This window comes from Streptomyces sp. NPDC002787 (genome assembly GCF_053592095.1).
Genome location: NZ_JBSFVC010000028.1, coordinates 59,128 through 77,442, shown reverse-complemented (window position 1 = coordinate 77,442; position 18,315 = coordinate 59,128). Strand labels below are relative to the sequence as shown.

16 protein-coding genes are annotated in these 18,315 nt (G+C 70.1%); 4 read left to right on the top strand and 12 right to left on the bottom strand.

Annotation, left to right across the window (positions count from 1 at the left end; all coding sequences use genetic code 11):
- Positions 1 to 58: 58 nt before the first annotated feature.
- Positions 59 to 1,183 carry a zinc-dependent metalloprotease gene (locus ACWD26_RS33250; RefSeq protein WP_451275674.1) on the bottom strand — a complete coding sequence of 375 codons (1,125 nt, stop codon included), beginning with the start codon at positions 1,181 to 1,183 and terminating at the stop codon, positions 59 to 61.
- Between the two features lie 148 nt (positions 1,184 to 1,331).
- Positions 1,332 to 2,984: a D-alanyl-D-alanine carboxypeptidase/D-alanyl-D-alanine endopeptidase gene (gene dacB / locus ACWD26_RS33245; protein ID WP_451275673.1), complete on the bottom strand. Its 1,653-nt coding sequence runs from the start codon at positions 2,982 to 2,984 to the stop codon at positions 1,332 to 1,334.
- A 79-nt stretch (positions 2,985 to 3,063) separates the two neighbouring features.
- On the opposite strand from dacB, the gene ACWD26_RS33240 reads away from it, so the two are divergent.
- Positions 3,064 to 3,555: an inorganic diphosphatase gene (locus ACWD26_RS33240; RefSeq protein WP_048819635.1), complete on the top strand. Its 492-nt coding sequence runs from the start codon at positions 3,064 to 3,066 to the stop codon at positions 3,553 to 3,555.
- Positions 3,556 to 3,694: 139 nt separating this feature from the next.
- Entirely contained in the window at positions 3,695 to 5,425 is a 1,731-nt protein-coding gene (locus ACWD26_RS33235) for a threonine/serine ThrE exporter family protein (RefSeq protein WP_451275672.1), read from the top strand.
- Positions 5,426 to 5,555: 130 nt separating this feature from the next.
- Here the strand turns inward: ACWD26_RS33235 and ACWD26_RS33230 are convergent, their stop codons facing one another.
- From ACWD26_RS33230 to ACWD26_RS33220, 3 genes are all read right to left on the bottom strand, one after another.
- A complete protein-coding gene (locus ACWD26_RS33230; RefSeq protein ID WP_451275671.1) occupies positions 5,556 to 6,491 on the bottom strand; it encodes a DedA family protein in 936 nt (311 codons plus the stop codon).
- Between the two features lie 190 nt (positions 6,492 to 6,681).
- Positions 6,682 to 7,443 carry a MerR family transcriptional regulator gene (locus ACWD26_RS33225; RefSeq protein ID WP_451275670.1) on the bottom strand — a complete coding sequence of 254 codons (762 nt, stop codon included), beginning with the start codon at positions 7,441 to 7,443 and terminating at the stop codon, positions 6,682 to 6,684.
- Between the two features lie 422 nt (positions 7,444 to 7,865).
- The gene (locus ACWD26_RS33220) at positions 7,866 to 9,812 is read right to left on the bottom strand and encodes a helix-turn-helix domain-containing protein (protein ID WP_451275669.1); all 1,947 of its coding nucleotides are present in this window, start codon (positions 9,810 to 9,812) and stop codon (positions 7,866 to 7,868) included.
- Positions 9,813 to 10,033: 221 nt separating this feature from the next.
- Here ACWD26_RS33220 and ACWD26_RS33215 point away from each other — a divergent pair, with 221 nt between their 5' ends.
- A complete protein-coding gene (locus tag ACWD26_RS33215; protein ID WP_451275668.1) occupies positions 10,034 to 11,470 on the top strand; it encodes a glutamate decarboxylase in 1,437 nt (478 codons plus the stop codon).
- A gap of 112 nt (positions 11,471 to 11,582) precedes the next feature.
- Here the strand turns inward: ACWD26_RS33215 and ACWD26_RS33210 are convergent, their stop codons facing one another.
- The 6 genes from ACWD26_RS33210 to ACWD26_RS33185 form a co-directional block, all read right to left on the bottom strand.
- Positions 11,583 to 12,380: an ABC transporter permease gene (locus tag ACWD26_RS33210; protein ID WP_451275667.1), complete on the bottom strand. Its 798-nt coding sequence runs from the start codon at positions 12,378 to 12,380 to the stop codon at positions 11,583 to 11,585.
- Positions 12,377 to 13,366: an ATP-binding cassette domain-containing protein gene (locus ACWD26_RS33205; protein WP_451275727.1), complete on the bottom strand. Its 990-nt coding sequence runs from the start codon at positions 13,364 to 13,366 to the stop codon at positions 12,377 to 12,379. Before ACWD26_RS33205 ends, ACWD26_RS33210 begins: the two co-directional genes overlap by 4 nt.
- Positions 13,367 to 13,477: 111 nt before the next feature.
- Positions 13,478 to 14,119, bottom strand: coding sequence for a PadR family transcriptional regulator (locus tag ACWD26_RS33200; RefSeq protein ID WP_451275666.1), 642 nt, complete (start codon positions 14,117 to 14,119; stop codon positions 13,478 to 13,480).
- A gap of 357 nt (positions 14,120 to 14,476) precedes the next feature.
- Positions 14,477 to 14,626, bottom strand: a complete 150-nt coding sequence (locus ACWD26_RS33195) for a type II toxin-antitoxin system prevent-host-death family antitoxin (RefSeq protein ID WP_451275665.1) — start codon at positions 14,624 to 14,626, stop codon at positions 14,477 to 14,479.
- 66 nt (positions 14,627 to 14,692) lie between these two features.
- The gene (locus tag ACWD26_RS33190; protein ID WP_451275664.1) at positions 14,693 to 16,153 is read right to left on the bottom strand and encodes an aldehyde dehydrogenase family protein; all 1,461 of its coding nucleotides are present in this window, start codon (positions 16,151 to 16,153) and stop codon (positions 14,693 to 14,695) included.
- A gap of 132 nt (positions 16,154 to 16,285) precedes the next feature.
- On the bottom strand, positions 16,286 to 17,110 hold the full coding sequence (locus ACWD26_RS33185) for a helix-turn-helix domain-containing protein (protein ID WP_451275663.1): 825 nt from the start codon (positions 17,108 to 17,110) through the stop codon (positions 16,286 to 16,288).
- A 325-nt stretch (positions 17,111 to 17,435) separates the two neighbouring features.
- On the opposite strand from ACWD26_RS33185, the gene ACWD26_RS33180 reads away from it, so the two are divergent.
- Complete coding sequence (locus ACWD26_RS33180; RefSeq protein WP_451275662.1) at positions 17,436 to 17,951, top strand: ATP-binding protein; 516 nt, start codon at positions 17,436 to 17,438, stop codon at positions 17,949 to 17,951.
- Positions 17,952 to 18,033: 82 nt separating this feature from the next.
- On the opposite strand, the gene ACWD26_RS33175 is transcribed toward ACWD26_RS33180, so the two are convergent.
- Entirely contained in the window at positions 18,034 to 18,300 is a 267-nt protein-coding gene (locus ACWD26_RS33175; RefSeq protein WP_451275661.1) for a DUF397 domain-containing protein, read from the bottom strand.
- Positions 18,301 to 18,315: the final 15 nt, after the last annotated feature.

Sequence of the window (18,315 nt, the reverse complement as noted above, 5' to 3'; positions counted from 1 at the left end):
GATTGGTGGGGCGTTCGCCTGCCGTCGGCCGGATTCGTTCACCCCGCTCGCGCGCGGCTCACGACTCCGCCTTGCGATGCACCCGCGCGACCCAGTCCGCCGGTTTGGCGATCTCCGCCTTGGTGGGCAGGGTGTTCGGGGAGGTCCACACACGGTTGAAACCGTCCATGCCGACCTGTTCGACGACCGCCCGTACGAACCGCTCGCCGTCCCGGTACTGCCTGAGTTTGGCATCCAGACCCAGCAGCTTGCGCAGGGCCTGGTCCAGACGCGAGGCCCCCTTGGCGCGCCGCTGCTGGAACTTCTCGCGGATCTCGGCGACCGACGGCACGACCGCCGGACCGACGCCGTCCATCACGAAGTCGGCGTGGCCCTCCAGGAGGGACATGACGGCGGTCAGCCGGCCGAGGATCTCGCGCTGGGCGGGGGTCTGCACCAACTCCACGATCGAGTGACCGTCGTCGCCGACCTCTCCCTCGGGCCGGCCACCCGCGAGTGACTGGGCCGCCTCCCTGATGCGCTCCAGGAAGGTCGTGGGGTCGACCTCGGTCTCCCCCAGGAACGACTGGATTTCACCCTCCAGGTGGTCCCGCAGCCAGGGGACCGCCGTGAACTGCGTCCGGTGCGTCTCCTCGTGCAGACACACCCAGAGGCGGAAGTCGTGGGGCTGTACGTCGAGTTCGCGCTCCACGTGCACGATGTTCGGCGCGACGAGGAGCAGTCGGCCGCCGCCGTTCTCGCCCGCCGGCAGCTCACGCGTCGCCGGGGCGAACGTCTCGTACTGGCCGAGGACGCGGGAGGCCAGGAACGACAGGAGCATGCCCAGCTCCACGCCGGTGACCTTGCCGCCGACCGCGCCCAGGACGGCCCCGCCCGGGGTGTTGCCGCGACGTTCCTGCATCTTGTCGAGGAGTGGCTTCAGCAGCTCACGGAAGCCGGCGACGTTGGCCCGGACCCAGCCGGGGCGGTCCACCACGAGGACGGGGGTGTCGTCGCCCGTGTCGGGGAGCATTTGTGTGAACGCGCGGACGTGCCCCTCCGACGCCTTCGCGTGCCGGCGGAGCTCGGCGACGATGGCCCTGGCCTCGTCGCGGCTCACCTCGGGGCCCGGCCGTACGAGCCGGGTCGCGGTCGCCACCGCGAGATTCCAGTCGACCATCTCGGCACCACCGATACGAGTCATGTTGTCAACCGTACGTGAGCGCTGCCGCTGGGGGCAGGCCGTGAGGCGGGGCGTGGTCGCGCTTGTGACTCGGGTGCGGGTGGGTTGTGGTTGCTCGCGCAGTTCCCCGCGCCCCTTTCATGGCCTCCGGCCGATTCAGGAGCGCACCTCAACGGCAGTCGCATGTCGCCAGGGTCGAGGCTGCTCCGTCCAGGGCCTGCTGTGCCGGTCTCGTGTTCATCAGGTCCGTCTCCGTTGCCAGGAAGGCGAAGGAGAGGAGGCGGCCGTCCGCGTCGACGACAGTCCCGGCGAGGGTGTTCACGCCGCTCAGGGTGCCCGTCTTGGCGCGTACCACGCCGGTGCCGGCGGCATCGGCGGTGTAGCGGGAGCTGAGGGTGCCGGTGAAGCCGGCCACCGGGAGGCCGGTGAGGACGGGGCGGAGTTCGGGGTGGGAGGGGGACGCGGACTTGGCGAGGAGGGCGGTGAGGAGGGCGGGGGTGAGTTCGTTGCCTCGGCTGAGGCCACTGCCGTCCGCGAACTCGACGCCGTCCAGGGGCACTTCGAGTTTCTTGAGTTCCTTCTTGATCGCCGCCGCGCCGCCTTCGAAGCTCGGCTGCTCGCCCGTCGCGAGGGCGACCTGGCGGGCCAGGGCCTCGGCGATGTCGTTGTCGCTGTTGGTGAGCATGCGCTCGACGAGCGTGGAGAGGGGCGCGGAGGGGACGGCCGCGAGCTCCTCGGCGTTCTTTGCCGCCTCGGCAGGGCCGTCGGTCGTCGTCTTGATGCCCCGTTCCTCCAGGAGGTCCGCGAACTTCGCGGTCGCGTCCGCCGCCGGGTCCTGGCCGCGTTTCGCCGTGCCGCTGGACGAGCCGTCGAGGCGGGCCTCGTCGACCATGAGGGCGGTGACGGGGGCGAGGTTGTCGTTCTCGCCGATGGAGTGCCTGACGGGCCCCTCGTAGAGGGAGGCGTCGTAGGTGAGGGTGATCTCGTTCAGGTGACGCTTGCCGAGGGCGGCGGCCGTCTCGTCGGCCAGGGCGCGCAGGCTCGCGTAACCGTCCGTGTCCTCGTGGGCGCTGATGGTCGGGTCGCCGCCGCCGACGAGGACGACCTCGGTGGAGTCGGGCTCCAGGACCGTACGGGTCTCGATGCGGTGGTCGGGGCCGGTCGCCGAGAGGGCCGCGGCGGCCGTGGCGATCTTGGTGGTGGAGGCGGGGGTCACCGCGTCGTCCGCGTTCTGGGCGTACAGCTGCTCGCCGGTCTCGACGTCGACGACGGCGGCCGCTCGGCGGGGGCCCAGGACGGAGGAGTTCAGGAAGGGGTCGAGGGCGGCGGCCAGGGCGGCCGATCGGGGGGCCGAGCCCGCGCCGGAGTCACCGCCCAGGCCGGCCAGCACGGAGGCAGCGCTCGGCGCGGGCTTGGGCGCCCCCGCCGACGTACCGGAGGACGTACCGGAACTACGTCCGTGATCTGTGCCACCCTCGCCACCCCGCGATGCCGCCCAGTCACGCTCGGCCGTACGCTGACCGGAGGAGTCCCAGGGTCCGGCGGCGGCCACCGCCCCGGCCGAGAGCACCAGCCCCAAGGTGGCCGCACCGGCGGTGAACTGGAGGGTCGTGAGCTTCTTCGTGTTCCCCGCGAGCCGCGAAGAGTGTGCCGTGACGGCGCTCGCGACGCGTACGACACCGGGTTTCACCACCTGTGCGACGCGCGCGGCACCGGGTTTCACGGCGTGCGTCACGCGCACGATCCCCGGTTTCACGCCCCGCACCACCCGCACCACATGCGGTCTCGCGGCCCGCCAGACCTTCGGCTCAGGCACGACCACCAGCCCCTTTCGCGATCACACACCTGCGTGAGGGACACTTAACCACCAGAACTATGTGTTGATCATGGAGGAGCCACCGGTGGAGTTCGACGTCACGATCGAGATTCCGAAGGGTTCGCGGAACAAGTACGAGGTGGACCACGAGACCGGTCGGATCCGCCTGGACCGTCGACTCTTCACCTCGACCGCCTACCCGACCGACTACGGCTTCGTCGAGAACACCCTCGGCGAGGACGGCGACCCGCTGGACGCGCTGGTCATCCTGGACGAGCCGACCTTCCCGGGCTGCCTCATCAAGTGCCGTGCGATCGGCATGTTCCGGATGACGGACGAGGCCGGCGGCGACGACAAGCTGCTGTGCGTCCCGGCAACCGACCCGCGTGTGGAGCACCTGCGTGACATCCACCACGTCTCGGAGTTCGACCGCCTGGAGATCCAGCACTTCTTCGAGGTCTACAAGGACCTGGAGCCCGGCAAGTCCGTCGAGGGCGCCGACTGGGTCGGCCGCGCCGAGGCGGAGGCCGAGGTCGAGAAGTCGTACAAGCGCTTCAAGGAGCAGGGCGGCCACTGAGCTTCCGGGCCGACTTGCCGACTGTTGTCACGGACGGGCCGCGTGCTCCCTTGTGGGGCGCGCGGCCCGTTCGCGTATCAGTGCCTGTCGGTGCGCATACTGAGGCGTACCGGAGGTGTCGTACAGGGAGCGCGGCGGAGTGGGAGTGACGGAACCCGAGGACCGTGGTCCGAAGGAGGACCGCAAGCCCGTGTCGGACGAGGCGAGCAGCGCCTTCGTGCAGGTGGGGATCGCCCCGGGGATCGACGGCGATGGGTCGGTGACCTCGGAGTTCGCGATCCCGGCCGGGCTGGACGTACAGGCCGCCGGGGCGGATTCCGAGGCGCAGACGACCTCCGAGTTCGCCCTGCCGAAGGGGCTGGCGCCGCCCGAGCCGGTCGCCGTCGACCAGGAGGGGTCCGCGTTCAGCGTGCCCCGGACCTACAGCGCGCGGCACGCGCCGGTCGCGTTCACGCCGCCCAGCGGGATTCCGGCCGTCAGCCTGACCAAGGACGTGCCCTGGCAGGACCGGATGCGCACGATGCTGCGGATGCCGGTGGCGGAACGGCCGGCGCCGGAGTGGGCGGCGGCGCGCGTCGAGGGCGAGTCGGGGCCGGCCGTGCCGCGCGTGCTCGACCTCACCCTGCGGATCGGCGAGCTGCTGCTCGCGGGCGGTGAGGGCGCGGAGGACGTGGAGGCGGCGATGTTCGCCGTCTGCCGGTCCTACGGCCTCGACCGCTGCGAGCCGACCGTGACCTTCACCCAGTTGTCGGTCACCTACCAGCCGTCGCTCGTGGACGACCCGGTCACGGCGTCGAGGATCGTCCGGCGCCGGGCCACCGACTACAACCGGCTGGCGGCCGTCTTCCGGCTGGTGGACGACCTCAGCGACCCGGAGACCGCGATCTCGCTGGAGGAGGCGTACCGGCGGCTCGCGGAGATACGGCGTAACCGGCACCCGTATCCCGGCTGGGCGCTGACCGCGGCGAGCGGACTGCTCGCGGGCGCCGCGTCCGCGCTGGTCGGCGGTGGGGTCGTCGTCTTCGTCGCCGCGGCGGTGGGCGCGATGCTGGGCGACCGGCTGGCGTGGCTGTGCTCGGGGCGGGGGCTGCCGGAGTTCTACCAGTTCCTGGTGGCGGCGATGCCTCCGGCCGCGATCGGGGTGGCGCTGACCGTGGCCCATGTGGACGTGGAGGCGTCCGCCGTCGTCACCGGTGGGCTCTTCGCGCTGCTGCCGGGGCGGGCGTTGGTGGCGGGGGTGCAGGACGGGCTGACCGGCTTCTACATCACCGCGTCGGCCCGGCTCCTGGAGGTCATGTACCTCTTCGTGGGCATCGTGGTGGGGGTGCTGCTCGTCCTGTACTTCGGTGTGAAGCTGGGCGCGGAGCTGAACCCCGACGCGGCGCTGGGCAGCGCCGACCGGCCGCTGTGGCAGCTCGGGGCGTCGATGCTGTTGTCGCTGACCTTCGCGATCCTGCTTCAGCAGGAACGATCCACCGTGTTGGCGGTGACCCTCAACGGGGGCGTCGCCTGGGCCGTGTACGGGGCCATGCACGAGGCGGGCGGGATCTCGCCGGTGGCGTCCACGGCGGTGGCCGCGGGGGTGGTGGGGCTGTTCGGGCAGTTGCTGTCGCGGTACCGCTTCGCCTCCGCGCTGCCCTACACGACCGCGGCGATCGGGCCCCTGCTGCCGGGATCGGCCACGTACTTCGGGTTGTTGGCCTTCGCGCAGAACGATGTGGACGCGGGGTTGGTTTCGCTCACCAAGGCCGCGGCGTTGGCCATGGCCATTGCCATCGGGGTGAACCTGGGGTCCGAGACGTTCCGGCTGTTCCTGCCGGGGGCTGCGCGGGCCGGCCGGAAGGCGGCGAAGAGGACGCGGGGGTTCTGAGCGCCCGACAGCTCGGGGGTGCGGGGGTGTTGGCGGCCGCGGGTTCGTGGGGCTTCTCGCGCCCACGCGGCGGAGCCGCACATAGACACAGCCCCGCGCCCCTGAAAAGCGGGGCGCGGGACCTTGGTTGTCAGTAGCGCGGGTAGTCCTGGTCCTGGTAGCCCTGCTGGTTCTGGTTCTGGGGGTGTTGGCCGCCCTGGGGGTACTGGCCTCCCTGCGGGTACTGCTGGGCGTAGGGCTGCTGCGGGGGCTGCTGGTAGCCGTAGTTCTCCTGGTAGCCCTGCTGCTGGTAGCCCTGGTTGTCGTAACCCTGGTTGCCGTAGCCCTGGTTCTGGTCGTAGGGCTGCTGCTGGGGCTGGTCGGTCGAGGGGATGCGGCGGAGCTGGGTCGTCGCGTCGTCCAGGACCGGGGCGGCGGGGGGCTGCTGTGACTGCTGGGGCTGGTTCTTCTTCGCCTTCCTCGCCTTGAGGAGCTCGAAGATGATCGGAAGGACCGAGATGAAGACGATGAGGATCAGCATCGCCTCGATGTTCTTGTGGACGAACTCGATCTGACCGAGCCACGATCCGAGGAGGGTGACACCCGCACCCCAGAGGATGGCGCCGACGACGTTGAAGACGAGGAACGTGCGGTACCGCATGCCGCTGACGCCCGCGATGATCGGCGTGAACGTCCGCACGATGGGCACGAAGCGGGCCAGGATCAGGGACTTCGGGCCGTGCTTCTCGAAGAACTCGTGGGCCTTGGTGACGTTCTCCTGCTTGAAGAAGCGGGAGTCGGGACGGCTGAAGAGCGAGGGGCCGACCTTCTTGCCGAACATGTACCCCACCTGGTCGCCCAGGATCGCCGAGACGCAGATCAGCACGATCGCCAGCCACAGCGGGAAGTCCAGCGTGTCGGACGTGATGAGCATGCCGGCCGTGAACAGCAGCGAGTCACCGGGCAGGAAGAACCCGAAGAACAGGCCGGACTCGGCGAACACGATCAGGAGCAGGCCCCAGATGCCGAAAGAGTTGAGCAGGTAGTCCGGATCCAGCCAGCTCGGTCCGAGGGCGATCGTCTGCACGGTTCCGGACTCCTGGGGGTGAGAGAAAGTGAAGGCCTGTGGGTGAGGACCCAAAGGCGGGTCGCACAGGGGGCGGGACCCATAGGGGTGACCAAAGCTATCAACGCACGGTCACGCCCATAGGTTCCACCGGTTCCTCCAGAGTGCCCTGTGGGCGCACCGAGACCAAGCTGTGTGGTCAGCGGTGCGGTCAGGGGCGCCGCCGGGCCGCGTTCGCGTTGATCGCGTCCCGCAGATGCTCGGCGAGCCCGGGGCGCATGGAGTCGTAGAAGGCCTTGAAGCGCTCGTCGGCGACGTACATCTCGCCGAGGCCCTGGTGCATCTCGTACGGGCAGTCGTAGAACCATCCGCAGATGTGCTGCCGGTGTTCCTCGGCCATGGTCATGGCCGCCTCGCCGGTCGGCTCCTCGCCGGCGGTCATCAGGGCGTCGTACCGCGCGCCCCAGTCGGCCACCTCGTCCTGCATGCGCTTCCAGTCCTCCTTGGTGTACGTGGCGGCGCGGCGCTGTGACTCGGCGTACGCCTCCGTGCCGCCCCAGCGCTGTTCGGCCTCCTCGGCGTACTGCTCGGGGTCCTTGTCGCCGAAGACCTCGAACCGCTCCTCGGGGGTGAGGTTGATGCCCATCCTGCGTGCCTCCATGGCGTGCTCCACGGCCGCGGCCATCTGCTGCAGCTTCTCGATCCGGGCGGTCAGCAGCTCGTGCTGGCGGCGCAGATGCGCACGCGGGTCCGCGTCCGGGTCGTCGAGCAGGGTCGCGACCTCGTCGAGGGGAAAGCCGAGCTCCCGGTAGAACAGGATCTGCTGGAGCCGGTCGAGGTCGCCGTCTCCGTAGCGGCGGTGACCCGCGTGGGTGCGCTCGCTCGCTACGAGCAGACCGATCTCTTCGTAGTGGTGCAGCGTGCGCACCGTGATCCCGGCGAAGCCCGCGACCTGCCCCACGGTGTAGCTCATGCTTCCGCTCCCTTTCTCGGTACGCGTTCCAGGCTGGGTCCTCACGTCACGTGAGGTGCAAGTCCTTTGGCCCGCCCCGTACGCCGGGATCCGTCGGCGGGCGCGGGAGCGTAGCGGACTGTGCACTTCCGCAAGGCGGGACCTTCGCGAAACGCACTGCTCATCTGTCACAGGCGTCTCACTGTGCACAACGCAAAGGCCCGGCGCGCAGACCGTGCACATGTGCAATGGTCCGCTCCCCCGGGGTCTTCCTACGCTGGGCGCACTTCGTCCGGAGCCGTCCCGTGGGGCGGTCCGGACGAGTCGGCCACTGCTCGGTCCGGTGTGTCCGTGGACGAAACGCGTGGCCCGTCACGGGGGTGCGGGCCAGGCGTTCGGCCAGGTGGGCGGACAGGGTCGCCTCCCGGTGTGAACCGGCAGGGTCAGCGGCGGGCCGGCTGGGTCAGTGCCGGACGGCCCAGCAGGACGTGCAGGGCGAGGGCGATGTCCGCGACGGTGACCACGTCGGTGTCGGTGATGCCGACCATCTTCGTGGAGAAGTCCATGCCGAGGAGCGTGGCCGCGTCCCGGGTGTGGTTGCGGACGGTGGCCTCGGACAGCCCGAGCGCGCGGGCCGTCTCCTTGGTGCTGAGGTTGTTCTCCAGCCAGGCGCAGAGGGTCCCGACGAGATCCCGCTGATCGGCCCGTACGGCTCCGAGCCGTTCCTCCGCCCAGGCCCGGGGCCCGCCGTCCGCCGCGCCGGCCGCCATCAGCGCGGCGAAGTCGGGTGCCTCCTCGGCGGGGGCGGGCATCCCGGCGGGGCCGGGCGGGTGCGGCAGGGCGAGGATGTCGAGGGCCAGGAGGACGAGGATGCGGTCGTTGGCCGAGCCTCGGAGGTCGAGGGAGAGGATCTTCCCCGCCCTGTTGAGGCGCTGGGTGACGGTGTTCCGGTGGACGCCGAGGCCGCCGGCGGCCTCGGTGTGCTTGAAGCTGAGGGCGGTCGGGAGGGTTTCGAGCAGCAGCTTCCGCTCGTCGCCCCGGCCCGGGAAGGCGTCGAGCAGCGGGGACATGAGGGCGGCGGCCCAGGCCCTGGCCTCCCGCCTGGGCAGCAGTGGGGCGAACTTGGCCTTGGAGCCGCCGAGCCCGATGCGGTGCGGGGTCCCGGCCGCGTCGCCCACCGCCGTCAGCGCCTCCAGATAGCCGACCGCGGTCTCGGCGAGCGGGTGCGGCCGGCTCTGGCCCAGCAGATGGCCCTGGCGGGCGGCGATCATGTCCTTGAGGACCGTCTCGACCCGGTCGCTGTCGCGGACGGGGTCGAGGATGAGGATGTGTTTCGGCTTGCCCGGGCAGGCCGACACGATGGCCTGTTCCGCCAGGGCCCGCTCGCACCAGCTCAGGGTCTCCTCGCGCTCCTGCGGTCCCGTGTCGACGACGAAGACCCGGGCGGTGTCGGTGTCCAGCAGGGCCTGTGCGGCGCCCGTGTAGACGACCTGCGCCAGAACCGTTTCGCCGCGCATGAGCAGCTGGAACGCGGCGTGCCGTACGGCTCGCGGGGTCTCCACCCTGGTCTGGTGCTCCCGGCGGGCCTGGTCGCACAGTCCCAGGAGCTTGGCCGCGTGCTGGACGAGGGTGGTGCCCGCGCTGTCGAAGGGGGTGTGGGAGGCGATGGCCAGGCGGGCCTCGTCGTCGCCGCCCGGGGATATGGACACGATCCTGGTGTGCATGGCGCCGCCGGGGGCGCCCGGCGTGGTCCCCGGGGCGCCCGGCGTGGCCTCGTGGGCGCCGGTGATGACGGCGTGGGCCAGACCGGCGGGCGCGCTGTCGGGCGCGGCCGCGAGGACGCCGCGCCGGACCGAGGAGACGAGGACCTCGGCGTCCAGGGCGACGGAGAGCCAGTCGACGATGCGCCGTACGGCGGTGGGGTCGGCCAGCCGGGCCGGCAGCCGGTTCAGGAGACCGTCTAGGTGGGCGACCTGCCGCTCCGCGAACTGGGCGCGCCGCAGCCGCAGATCCTCGTTGACGTGGTCCCACGCGGTGGTCTCGGCGGAGGTCGCCAGCAGGGGCAGTTGGAGGCGGTTCGCGGCGGCGAGGGTGGCCTCGGGGAGGGTCCGGAGGTCGTGGCCGGGGGTGTTGAGCACCAGCCCGGCCGCCTTGTCACGGGCCAGGAGGCGGATGAGGTGGTCGAGGGTCTGGACGCCGGTTCGTGACAGCTGGGGTGTGTCCAGGGTGACCAGGAACAGCGTCCCGTTCTCGAACGAGGAGTCGCCGAGCGGGTGGGGCGGCTCGGTCACCGGCCGGGCCACGACATCGGTGACCCTGGTCGCGCCGTAGCGGGACGCGTGGCCGGGCTGCAGGAAGCGCAGCCGCAGCGCGGGCCGCTCATTGATCAAGTACTCAAGGGTGGGCAACTCGCCGTCCCTCCCCGGTCAACGCGTGTGGATCCACAGGGCGCTCAACTCCGCCTGCCGTGTCTGTTCTTGTCCCCCGTGGTGTGCCTCGGCAGCGTAATGGACGCGGGCGACGAACCACACATCATGCCCACAGGCCACTCGCACCCCTTACACGCTGCGGTGACGTGCGCGGGCTCCCCGCCGGACCTACCGTCGAAGGCATGCCACTGCACCGATGGGACAGCGCCGCCCCGCAGGACGGACACGACCGCGACGAGCGACACCGGCTCCCCGTGAACCCCTTCTACGGCCAGGCCAACCCGGTCGGCGGGATGGCCGAGGCCCCGCCCCGACACCGGCTGCCGGATGCCCCGCTGGCCCCTTCGACGGCGTATCAGCTCGTCCACGACGAACTGATGCTGGACGGCAACGCGCGGCTGAACCTCGCCACCTTCGTCACCACCTGGATGGAGCCGGAGGCCGGTGTCCTGATGGGTGAGTGCCGGGACAAGAACATGATCGACAAGGACGAGTACCCGCGTACGGCCGAGCTGGAGCGGCGGTGCGTGTCGATGCTCGCGGATCTGTGGAACGCGCCGGACCCGGCCGCCGCCGTCGGCTGTTCGACCACCGGGTCCAGTGAGGCGTGCATGCTCGCCGGGATGGCCCTCAAGCGGCGGTGGGCCAAGCGGAACGCCGACCGGTATCCCTCGCCGGAGGCCCGGCCCAATCTCGTCATGGGGGTCAACGTCCAGGTCTGCTGGGACAAGTTCTGCAACTTCTGGGAGGTGGAGGCCCGGCAGGTGCCCATGGAGGGCGACCGGTTCCATCTCGATCCGGCGGCCGCGGCCGCGCTGTGCGACGAGAACACCATCGGGGTCGTGGGCGTCCTCGGCTCCACCTTCGACGGGTCGTACGAGCCGATCGCCGAGTTGTGCGCGGTCCTCGACGACCTTCAGGAACGTACGGGTCTGGATGTGCCCGTGCACGTCGACGGCGCGTCCGGGGCGATGGTCGCGCCCTTTCTCGACGAGGAGCTGGTGTGGGACTTCCGGCTGCCCCGGGTGGCGTCGATCAACACCTCGGGGCACAAGTACGGGCTGGTGTATCCGGGGGTCGGCTGGGCGTTGTGGCGGTCCGCCGCGGAGTTGCCGGAGGAGCTGGTGTTCCGGGTCAACTACCTGGGCGGGGACATGCCGACGTTCGCGCTGAACTTCTCCCGGCCCGGGGCGCAGGTCGTCGCGCAGTACTACACGTTTCTGCGGCTCGGGCGGGAGGGGTACCGGGCCGTGCAGCAGTCCACGCGGGATGTCGCGCGGGGGCTCGCGGAGGAGATCGGGGGGTTCGGTGACTTCCGGCTGCTCACTCGGGGGGACGAGTTGCCGGTGTTCGCCTTCACGACGGCGGAGGGGGTGAGCGCGTTCGACGTCTTCGACGTGGCCCGGCGGATGCGGGAGAGGGGGTGGCTGGTGCCGGCGTACACCTTTCCGGAGAACCGGGAGGATCTGTCCGTGCTGCGGGTGGTGTGCCGGAACGGGTTCACCTCCGATCTGGCGGGGTTGTTCCTGGAGGATCTGGGGCGGTTGCTGCCCGAGCTTCGGCGGCAGTCGGGGCCGACGGTGCGGGACAGGGGAGCGGCGACGGGGTTTCACCACTAGGGGGTGGGCGGTTCGGGGTGGGTGCGTGCGGGTTCGGTGGGGGTTCTCGCGCAGTTCCCGGCGCCCCTGCAGAAAAGCCGGGGCTGCGCCCCGTGCTTTTCTGCCCGGGGCCCTACTTGCTCAGGCGGGCGAACCTACGGACCGCCAACGGGAAGAACACCGCCAGCAAGGCCAGGGGCCAGGCGATCGCTGTCCAGAGGTGGGGGGCTTCGACGCCCGGCGTGCCGAACAGGTGGCGTACGGCCGTCGCCGTGTGGGACATCGGGTTCCAGTCGACGACCGTGCCGAGCCAGCCGGGCATGGAGGCGGGGGTGGCGAGGGCGTTGGAGAGGAAGCCGATCGGCCAGACGAGGATCTGTACGGCGGTGAGGAGTTCGGGTCGGCCAGCCAGCATCGCGAGGTGGATGCCGATCCACAGCATGGCGAAGCGAAAGAGCAGGAGGAGTCCGACCGCGCCGAGAAAGGCCGCGGGCCCGCCGTGCGCGCGCCAGCCGAGCGCGAAGGCGACCGCCATGAGAACGGCCAGGCCCACCGCCGACTGGAGCATGTCCGCGACCGAACGGCCCACCAGGACCGCCCCGTTGGCCATCGGCATCGAACGGAAGCGGTCGATCACCCCCTTGTTGAGGTCCTGGGTGACGGCGAGCATCGTGCCCTCCAGACCGAAGGCCATGGTGAGCGCGAGCATGCCGGGGACCAGGTAGTCGAGGTAGTCGCCGGTCACCCCGCGGCCGCCGCCGATCAGATAGCCGAACATCAGCAGCAGCATCACGGGGAAGACCAGCCCGACCAGCAGCTGCACCGGTTGCCGCGCCCAGTGGGCGAGTTCACGGCGGGTCATGGTCCAGGAGTCGATCAACGCGTGCACGCCCACGCCCGTGTGGGTGGTCGTCGGTGTCGTCGTGGTCATGCGCGTACGGCCTCCTTCGTACGGTCGTCCCCGGTGAGGTGCAGGAACACCTCGTCCAGGGTCGGGCGGCGCAGGGCGATGTCCTCGGCCTCGATGCGGGCGTCCGCGAGGGCCAGTACGACCGTGGTGAGGGCCGTCATGCGGTCGGTGACCGGGGCGCTGAGCCGGCGGCGGTCGGTGTCGACCGAGACGTCGTCCTCGGGGACGGGCAACAGGGCGACGGCTGCGCCCAGTTGCCTGGCGTCGCGCAGGACGATGTCGATGCGGTCGCCGCCGGTCAGGCGCTTGAGCTCGTCCGCCGTGCCGTCGGCGACGACCCGGCCGCCGTCGACCACGGAGATCCGGTCGGCGAGCTGGTCGGCCTCCTCCAGGTACTGGGTGGTGAGGAGGACCGTCGTACCGCCGCCGACCAGGGAGCGGACGGAGTCCCAGACCTCGGTGCGGCCGCGCGGGTCGAGGCCGGTCGTCGGTTCGTCCAGGAAGAGCACCTCCGGTTCGGTAATGAGGGACGCGGCGAGGTCGAGGCGGCGCCGCATCCCGCCGCTGTACAGCTTGACGGCCTTGCGGCCGGTGTCGCCGAGGCCGAACCGCTCCAGGAGTTCGTCGGCCCGCACGCGCGCGTGGCGGGCGCCCAGGTGGTACAGGCGGCCGAACATCTCCAGGTTCTGCCGGCCGCCGAGCTCCTCGTCGAGCGCGGCGTGCTGGCCGAGCAGGCCGATGCGGAAGCGCACGTCTCGTGCCTGCGCCACCACATCGTGCCCCGCGACCTCGACCCGGCCCGCGTCGGGCCGCAGCAGGGTCGCCAGGATCCTGACCAGGGTCGTCTTACCCGCGCCGTTGGGCCCGAGCACCCCGTGCACGGTGCCACGCGCCACCTGTAGGTCGAGTCCGTCGAGGGCGACCTTGCCCCCTTGGTCGCCCTTGCCGCTCTTTCCGCCGCCGTAGGTCTTGCGCACCCCTTCAACAGTGATCGCCGCGTCCGCCATCGGGACCTTCCCCTCGATCGCTTTTCGCTTCACCGCTCACCTTCGCCCATGGCAGTCAAACTTGACTACACAGATGAAGATAACGCCTCGAAGGCTGGTGGTCAAACTTGATTAGTGGTCGTCCCCCGGGTGCCGTTCCCCCGTCGCGTACGGGTTGTCCTGGCCCTCCGCGAGGACACCGACGAACGGCTCGCCCTCCCCCGCGAAGGTGTAGGCGCCGCCGCGGATGCGTTCGATGAGGCTGCGGGTCCACGCGGCGCCGCTGTCGGAGGTGTCGAGCCAGAAGTTCATGATCTCGCCGATGTGCCCGAACTGGGCCGGGCCCTCCTCGGGCGCATAGTAGTCGGTGATGCCCTCGCGCCAGGCGCCGATGGCCTTCACCCGCTCCTCCAGGAGGCCGAGCACCTCCGCCCGGCCGAGGTCGACCATGAAGCCGAGCCCGGCCGAGAGGACGTCCGGTTTCTGGTGGTATGTGGCGAGGGACTCCCGCAGCAGCGCGAAGAACTCCTCGGTGCCGGCGTCGGTGATCGTGTACTCCGTGCGGGGCGGCCCGCCGACCGTGGAGGGGGCGATCTCGTGCGCGACCAGCAGTCCCTGTTTCGCCATCTGCTTCAGGGCGTGGTAGATCGAACCGGGCTTGGCGTTGGACCACTCGTGCGCGCCCCAGTACTCCAGGTCGTTGCGTACCTGGTAGCCGTGGGCCCGCCCGTGCTGGCGCACGGCGCCGAGCACGAGAAGACGGATCGCTGACATGGGCCCAGCGTAGGGCCGCCAGGTCAGCGGCGGGACACGCCCCGCTCCCCGACGGGCGGCCTCGAAAGCCGCCGACTATCGCCCCGGGCCCCGGTCCCCGGGGCGCCTTTCGCGCCGGTGCGGCCGAGGTGCTCGCTGTGGTGGGGTGTGCGTGCCTCCGAGTCGACGCGGGACAGGACGCGCCGAGGGCCGTGGTGCAGGCGGCGGCGGTGGTGGTCCGTACCCCAGGCACGCGAGCCCACGGCCGCTCGTTCGCGGCGAGTGGGTCGGTGGCCCGCAGTAGCGCGTCGGACTGCCCGGGTCGTCCTTGAGATACCCGGCAGCCGTATTGAGCGCCGCCGGTTCCCACAGCACCTGTCAGTGCAGTTCCTCGAGCTCCGTGGGGGAGATGAGGACGGCGGCCGGAACGCCGCGGTCGGTCAGGGTGATGTGCTCGTGCTGGGCGGCTCGGCGGGCGAGTTCCCCGAGTCTTCCCCGCGCTTCCGCGATCGGATACGTGGCAGACATGCACCTAGTGTCCGGCTAGATGCATGTCTCTTACGTGCGGTCCCGGGCGTCCGGAAGGTGCGAACCTCAGAACGGGAAGAAGCTCCGCTTGTGCTGGACCGAGATCCACTTCTGGGTGGTGAAGGCGTCCACCGTGGTCTCGCCGTTGAGGCGGCCGATGCCGGAGTGCTTCTCGCCGCCGAAGGGGACGAGGGGCTCGTCGTGGACGGTGCCGTCGTTGACGTGGAACATGCCGGTGTCGATCTGCTTGGCGAAGTGCACGCCCCGCTCGATGTCACCGGTGTGGACGGCGCCGCTGAGGCCGTACGGGGTGTCGTTGACGATGCGGACGGCCTCCTCCTCGCCGTCGAAGGGGATGAGGAAGACGACGGGGCCGAAGACCTCCTGCCGGAGGAGGGCGGAGTCGGCGGGCACGTCGGTGAGGACGGACGGCTCGACCAGGTTGTCGGTCGTGGTGCCTCGGAGGAGCGCCGTGGCGCCCTCGGCGAGGGCCTGCTCGACGACGGACGAGAGGGCGTCCGCCTGGGAGGAGTTGATGACCGGGCCGATGACCGTCTGCGGGTCGCTCGGGTCGCCGACCTTCAGGGACTTCACCTTGGTCACGAACTTCTCGGTGAACTCGGCCTGGATCGAGCGGTCGACGAGGACGCGGTTGGCGGCCATGCAGACCTGGCCCTGGTGGACGTAGCGCGAGAAGACGGCCGCGTCGACGGCGTAGTCGATGTCCGCGTCGTCCAGGACCACCAGCGCGCTGTTGCCGCCCAGTTCGAGGATCGAGCGCTTGAAGTGCGAGGCGGCGACCGTGGCGACATGGCGGCCGACCTTGTCGGAGCCGGTGAAGGAGATGAGCTTGGGGATCGGGTGCTCGATGAAGGCGTCGCCGATCTCGGCGATGTCGGTGACGACGACGTTGAGCAGACCGCCCGGCAGGCCGGCCTCCTCGAAGATCTTCGCGACCAGGGTGCCGCCGGTGATCGGGGTGTTCTGGTGCGGCTTCAGCACCACGCCGTTGCCGAGCGCGAGGGCCGGGGCGACCGACTTGATGGAGAGCAGGAACGGGAAGTTGAAGGGGCTGATGACGCCCACCACACCGACCGGCACCCGGTAGAGGCGGTTCTCCTTGCCGTCGATCGGCGACGGGATGATCCGGCCCTCGGGGCGCAGCGCCAGCTGGACGGACTCGCGCAGGAACTCCTTGGCGAGGTGCAGCTCGAACCCGGCCTTCAGACGCGTACCGCCGAGCTCGGCGATGATCACCTCGGTGATCTCCTGCTCGCGCTCCTCGATGACCTTCAGGGCCTTCTCGAAGACCGCACGACGCGCATAGGCGTTGACCTCGGCCCATTCCTTCTGAGCGGCCTGGGCGGCCCGATAGGCCTCGTCCACCTCGTCGACCGTGGCGATCGTGATCGAGGCGAGCTTCGCGTCGTCGTACGGGTTGAAGTCGATGATGTCCCAGGAGCCTGAGCCCGGGCGCCACTCGCCACCGATGTACTGCTGGGCCAGGTCGGTGAAGTAGGACGACATGTGATCCTCAATCAGTCGGCATCGATCAAGATTGATCACACGTCATCGTACTTGTGAGTAAGGGGAGTTGGAGAGTTACTCGGGAGACTCCGTGAAGACTCTCAGGGGAGCCGGCGGGCCTCAGGACGTGCCTCAGGAGAGCTGGAGCAGTCCCCGCAGCAGGTCCCGACTCTCGGCCGGGGACGGGCTGTCGTCCTGGAGCTGCTTGATCGCCCGCTCGTACTGGGCGATGTCCTCGCGCTTGTCCAGGTAGAGCGCGCTGGTGAGCTGTTCGAGGTAGACGACGTCGGTGAGGTCGGACTCGGGGAAGCTCAGCACCGTGAAGGCGCCGCTCTCGCCGGAGTGGCCGCCGAAGCTGAACGGCATGACCTGCAGCCGTACGTTCGGGCGCTCCGAGATCTCGATCAGATGCTGGAGCTGACCCCGCATCACTTCCCGGTCGCCGTACGGCCGGCGCAGCGCGGCCTCGTCGAGGACGCAGTGGAACTCGGGGGCACTCTCGGACACCAGGTACTTCTGGCGCTCCATGCGCAGGGCCACCCGCTTGTCGATCTCGGCCTCGCTCGCGCCTTTCATGCCCCGGGCGACGACGGCGTGGGCGTACGCCTCGGTCTGCAACAGGCCGTGCACGAACTGGACTTCGTAGCTGCGGATGAGGTGGGCCGCGGCTTCCAGGCCGACGTAGGTGGGGAACCAGCTGGGCAGGACGTCCGAGTAGCTGTGCCACCAGCCGGCGACATTGGCTTCCTTCGCCAGGGAGAGCAGTGAGGTGCGCTCGGTCTCGTCTGTGACGCCGTAGAGGGTCAACAGGTCCTCCACGTCACGGGTCTTGAAGCTGACCCGGCCGAGTTCCATCCGACTGATCTTCGACTCGGAGGAGCGGATCGAGTACCCGGCCTTCTCCCGGGTGATCCCCTGCGACTCGCGCAGCCGCCTGAGATGCGAGCCCAGCAGCATCCGCCTCACCACCGACCCGCTCGATTCACCGGCGCCCACGTTCGTCCAGCCTCCCCAACTTCTTCAAGGGCCGCAGTCTGCCACTAAACCACTCCGATCCGCACTCGCGCGGTTACAGAAAGGGAAAGTCTTCAACAGCTGAGACGGATGGGACGAGGGAGCACCCGGGGCAGGCCGCAGAAGAAATGTTGAACAAGCGGTATGGGAAGGTCCATTTCGGGCGCGTGCACGTGCATCTGCCCTTGCATCTGCAGGGCGCATCAGAAACCATGGTCTCGCGCCACCGCTGCATCGCAACGACCGCGAACACCCGGGAGTGCCTCGCATGGGGACGAATGGATCGACCATGCTCGAACCCTTACGGCAGGGACTCCCGCCACTTGATCCCGCGACCGTGTCCAACGCCGCGTCCTGCGCGCTGCCGACCCGCTACGAAGCGGTGCGCGAGGCACGGCAGTTCACCCGGGGCACGCTCGACCAGTGGCGGCTGGACGACCACTTCGACGACGTCTGCCTCGTGGTCTCGGAACTCGTCACCAACGCCCTGCGGCACGGCCTGCCCACCGGCAACGGACCGTGTCCGGCCCAGGACCCGCCCGTACGGCTGCACTTGATGCGCTGGACCGAGCGGCTGGTCTGCGCGGTGCGCGACCCCAGCCACGACAGTCCGGTCGCCGGCGACTCGGAGGACTTCTCGGCGGAGTCGGGGCGCGGACTGTTCCTGGTCGACTCGTTCGCGGACAGCTGGGGCTGGCACCCACTCGGCGGCGCGCTCAGCGGCAAGGTGGTGTGGGCGCTGTTCCAGGTGCCGTCGGCACCGGTCCGCCCGTCCGCCCATTGAGGAACCGCGGCACTTTTCCGTGCCGCGGTTCTACGCGTGTCACACGGGTCGGGCCCGTCGGCTCCCCCGTCACCGAGCGCGGTTATCCCACCAGGTGGTCGAACTCGCCGTCCTTGACTCCCAGGAGCATCGCCTCGATCTCGGCGCGCGTGTAGACGAGCGCCGGACCGTCGGGGAAGCGGGAGTTGCGCACCGCCACCTCACCGCCGGGCAGCCGGGCGAACTCCACGCAGTTGCCCTGCGAGTTGCTGTGCCGGCTCTTCTGCCAGGCCACCGCGTGGAGCTCGGTGAGCTCCCTCGCGGCCATGCCGTTGTACACGTCATCCACGCCGTACACGTCGTGGTCCACAGGTCGCTCCCCGGG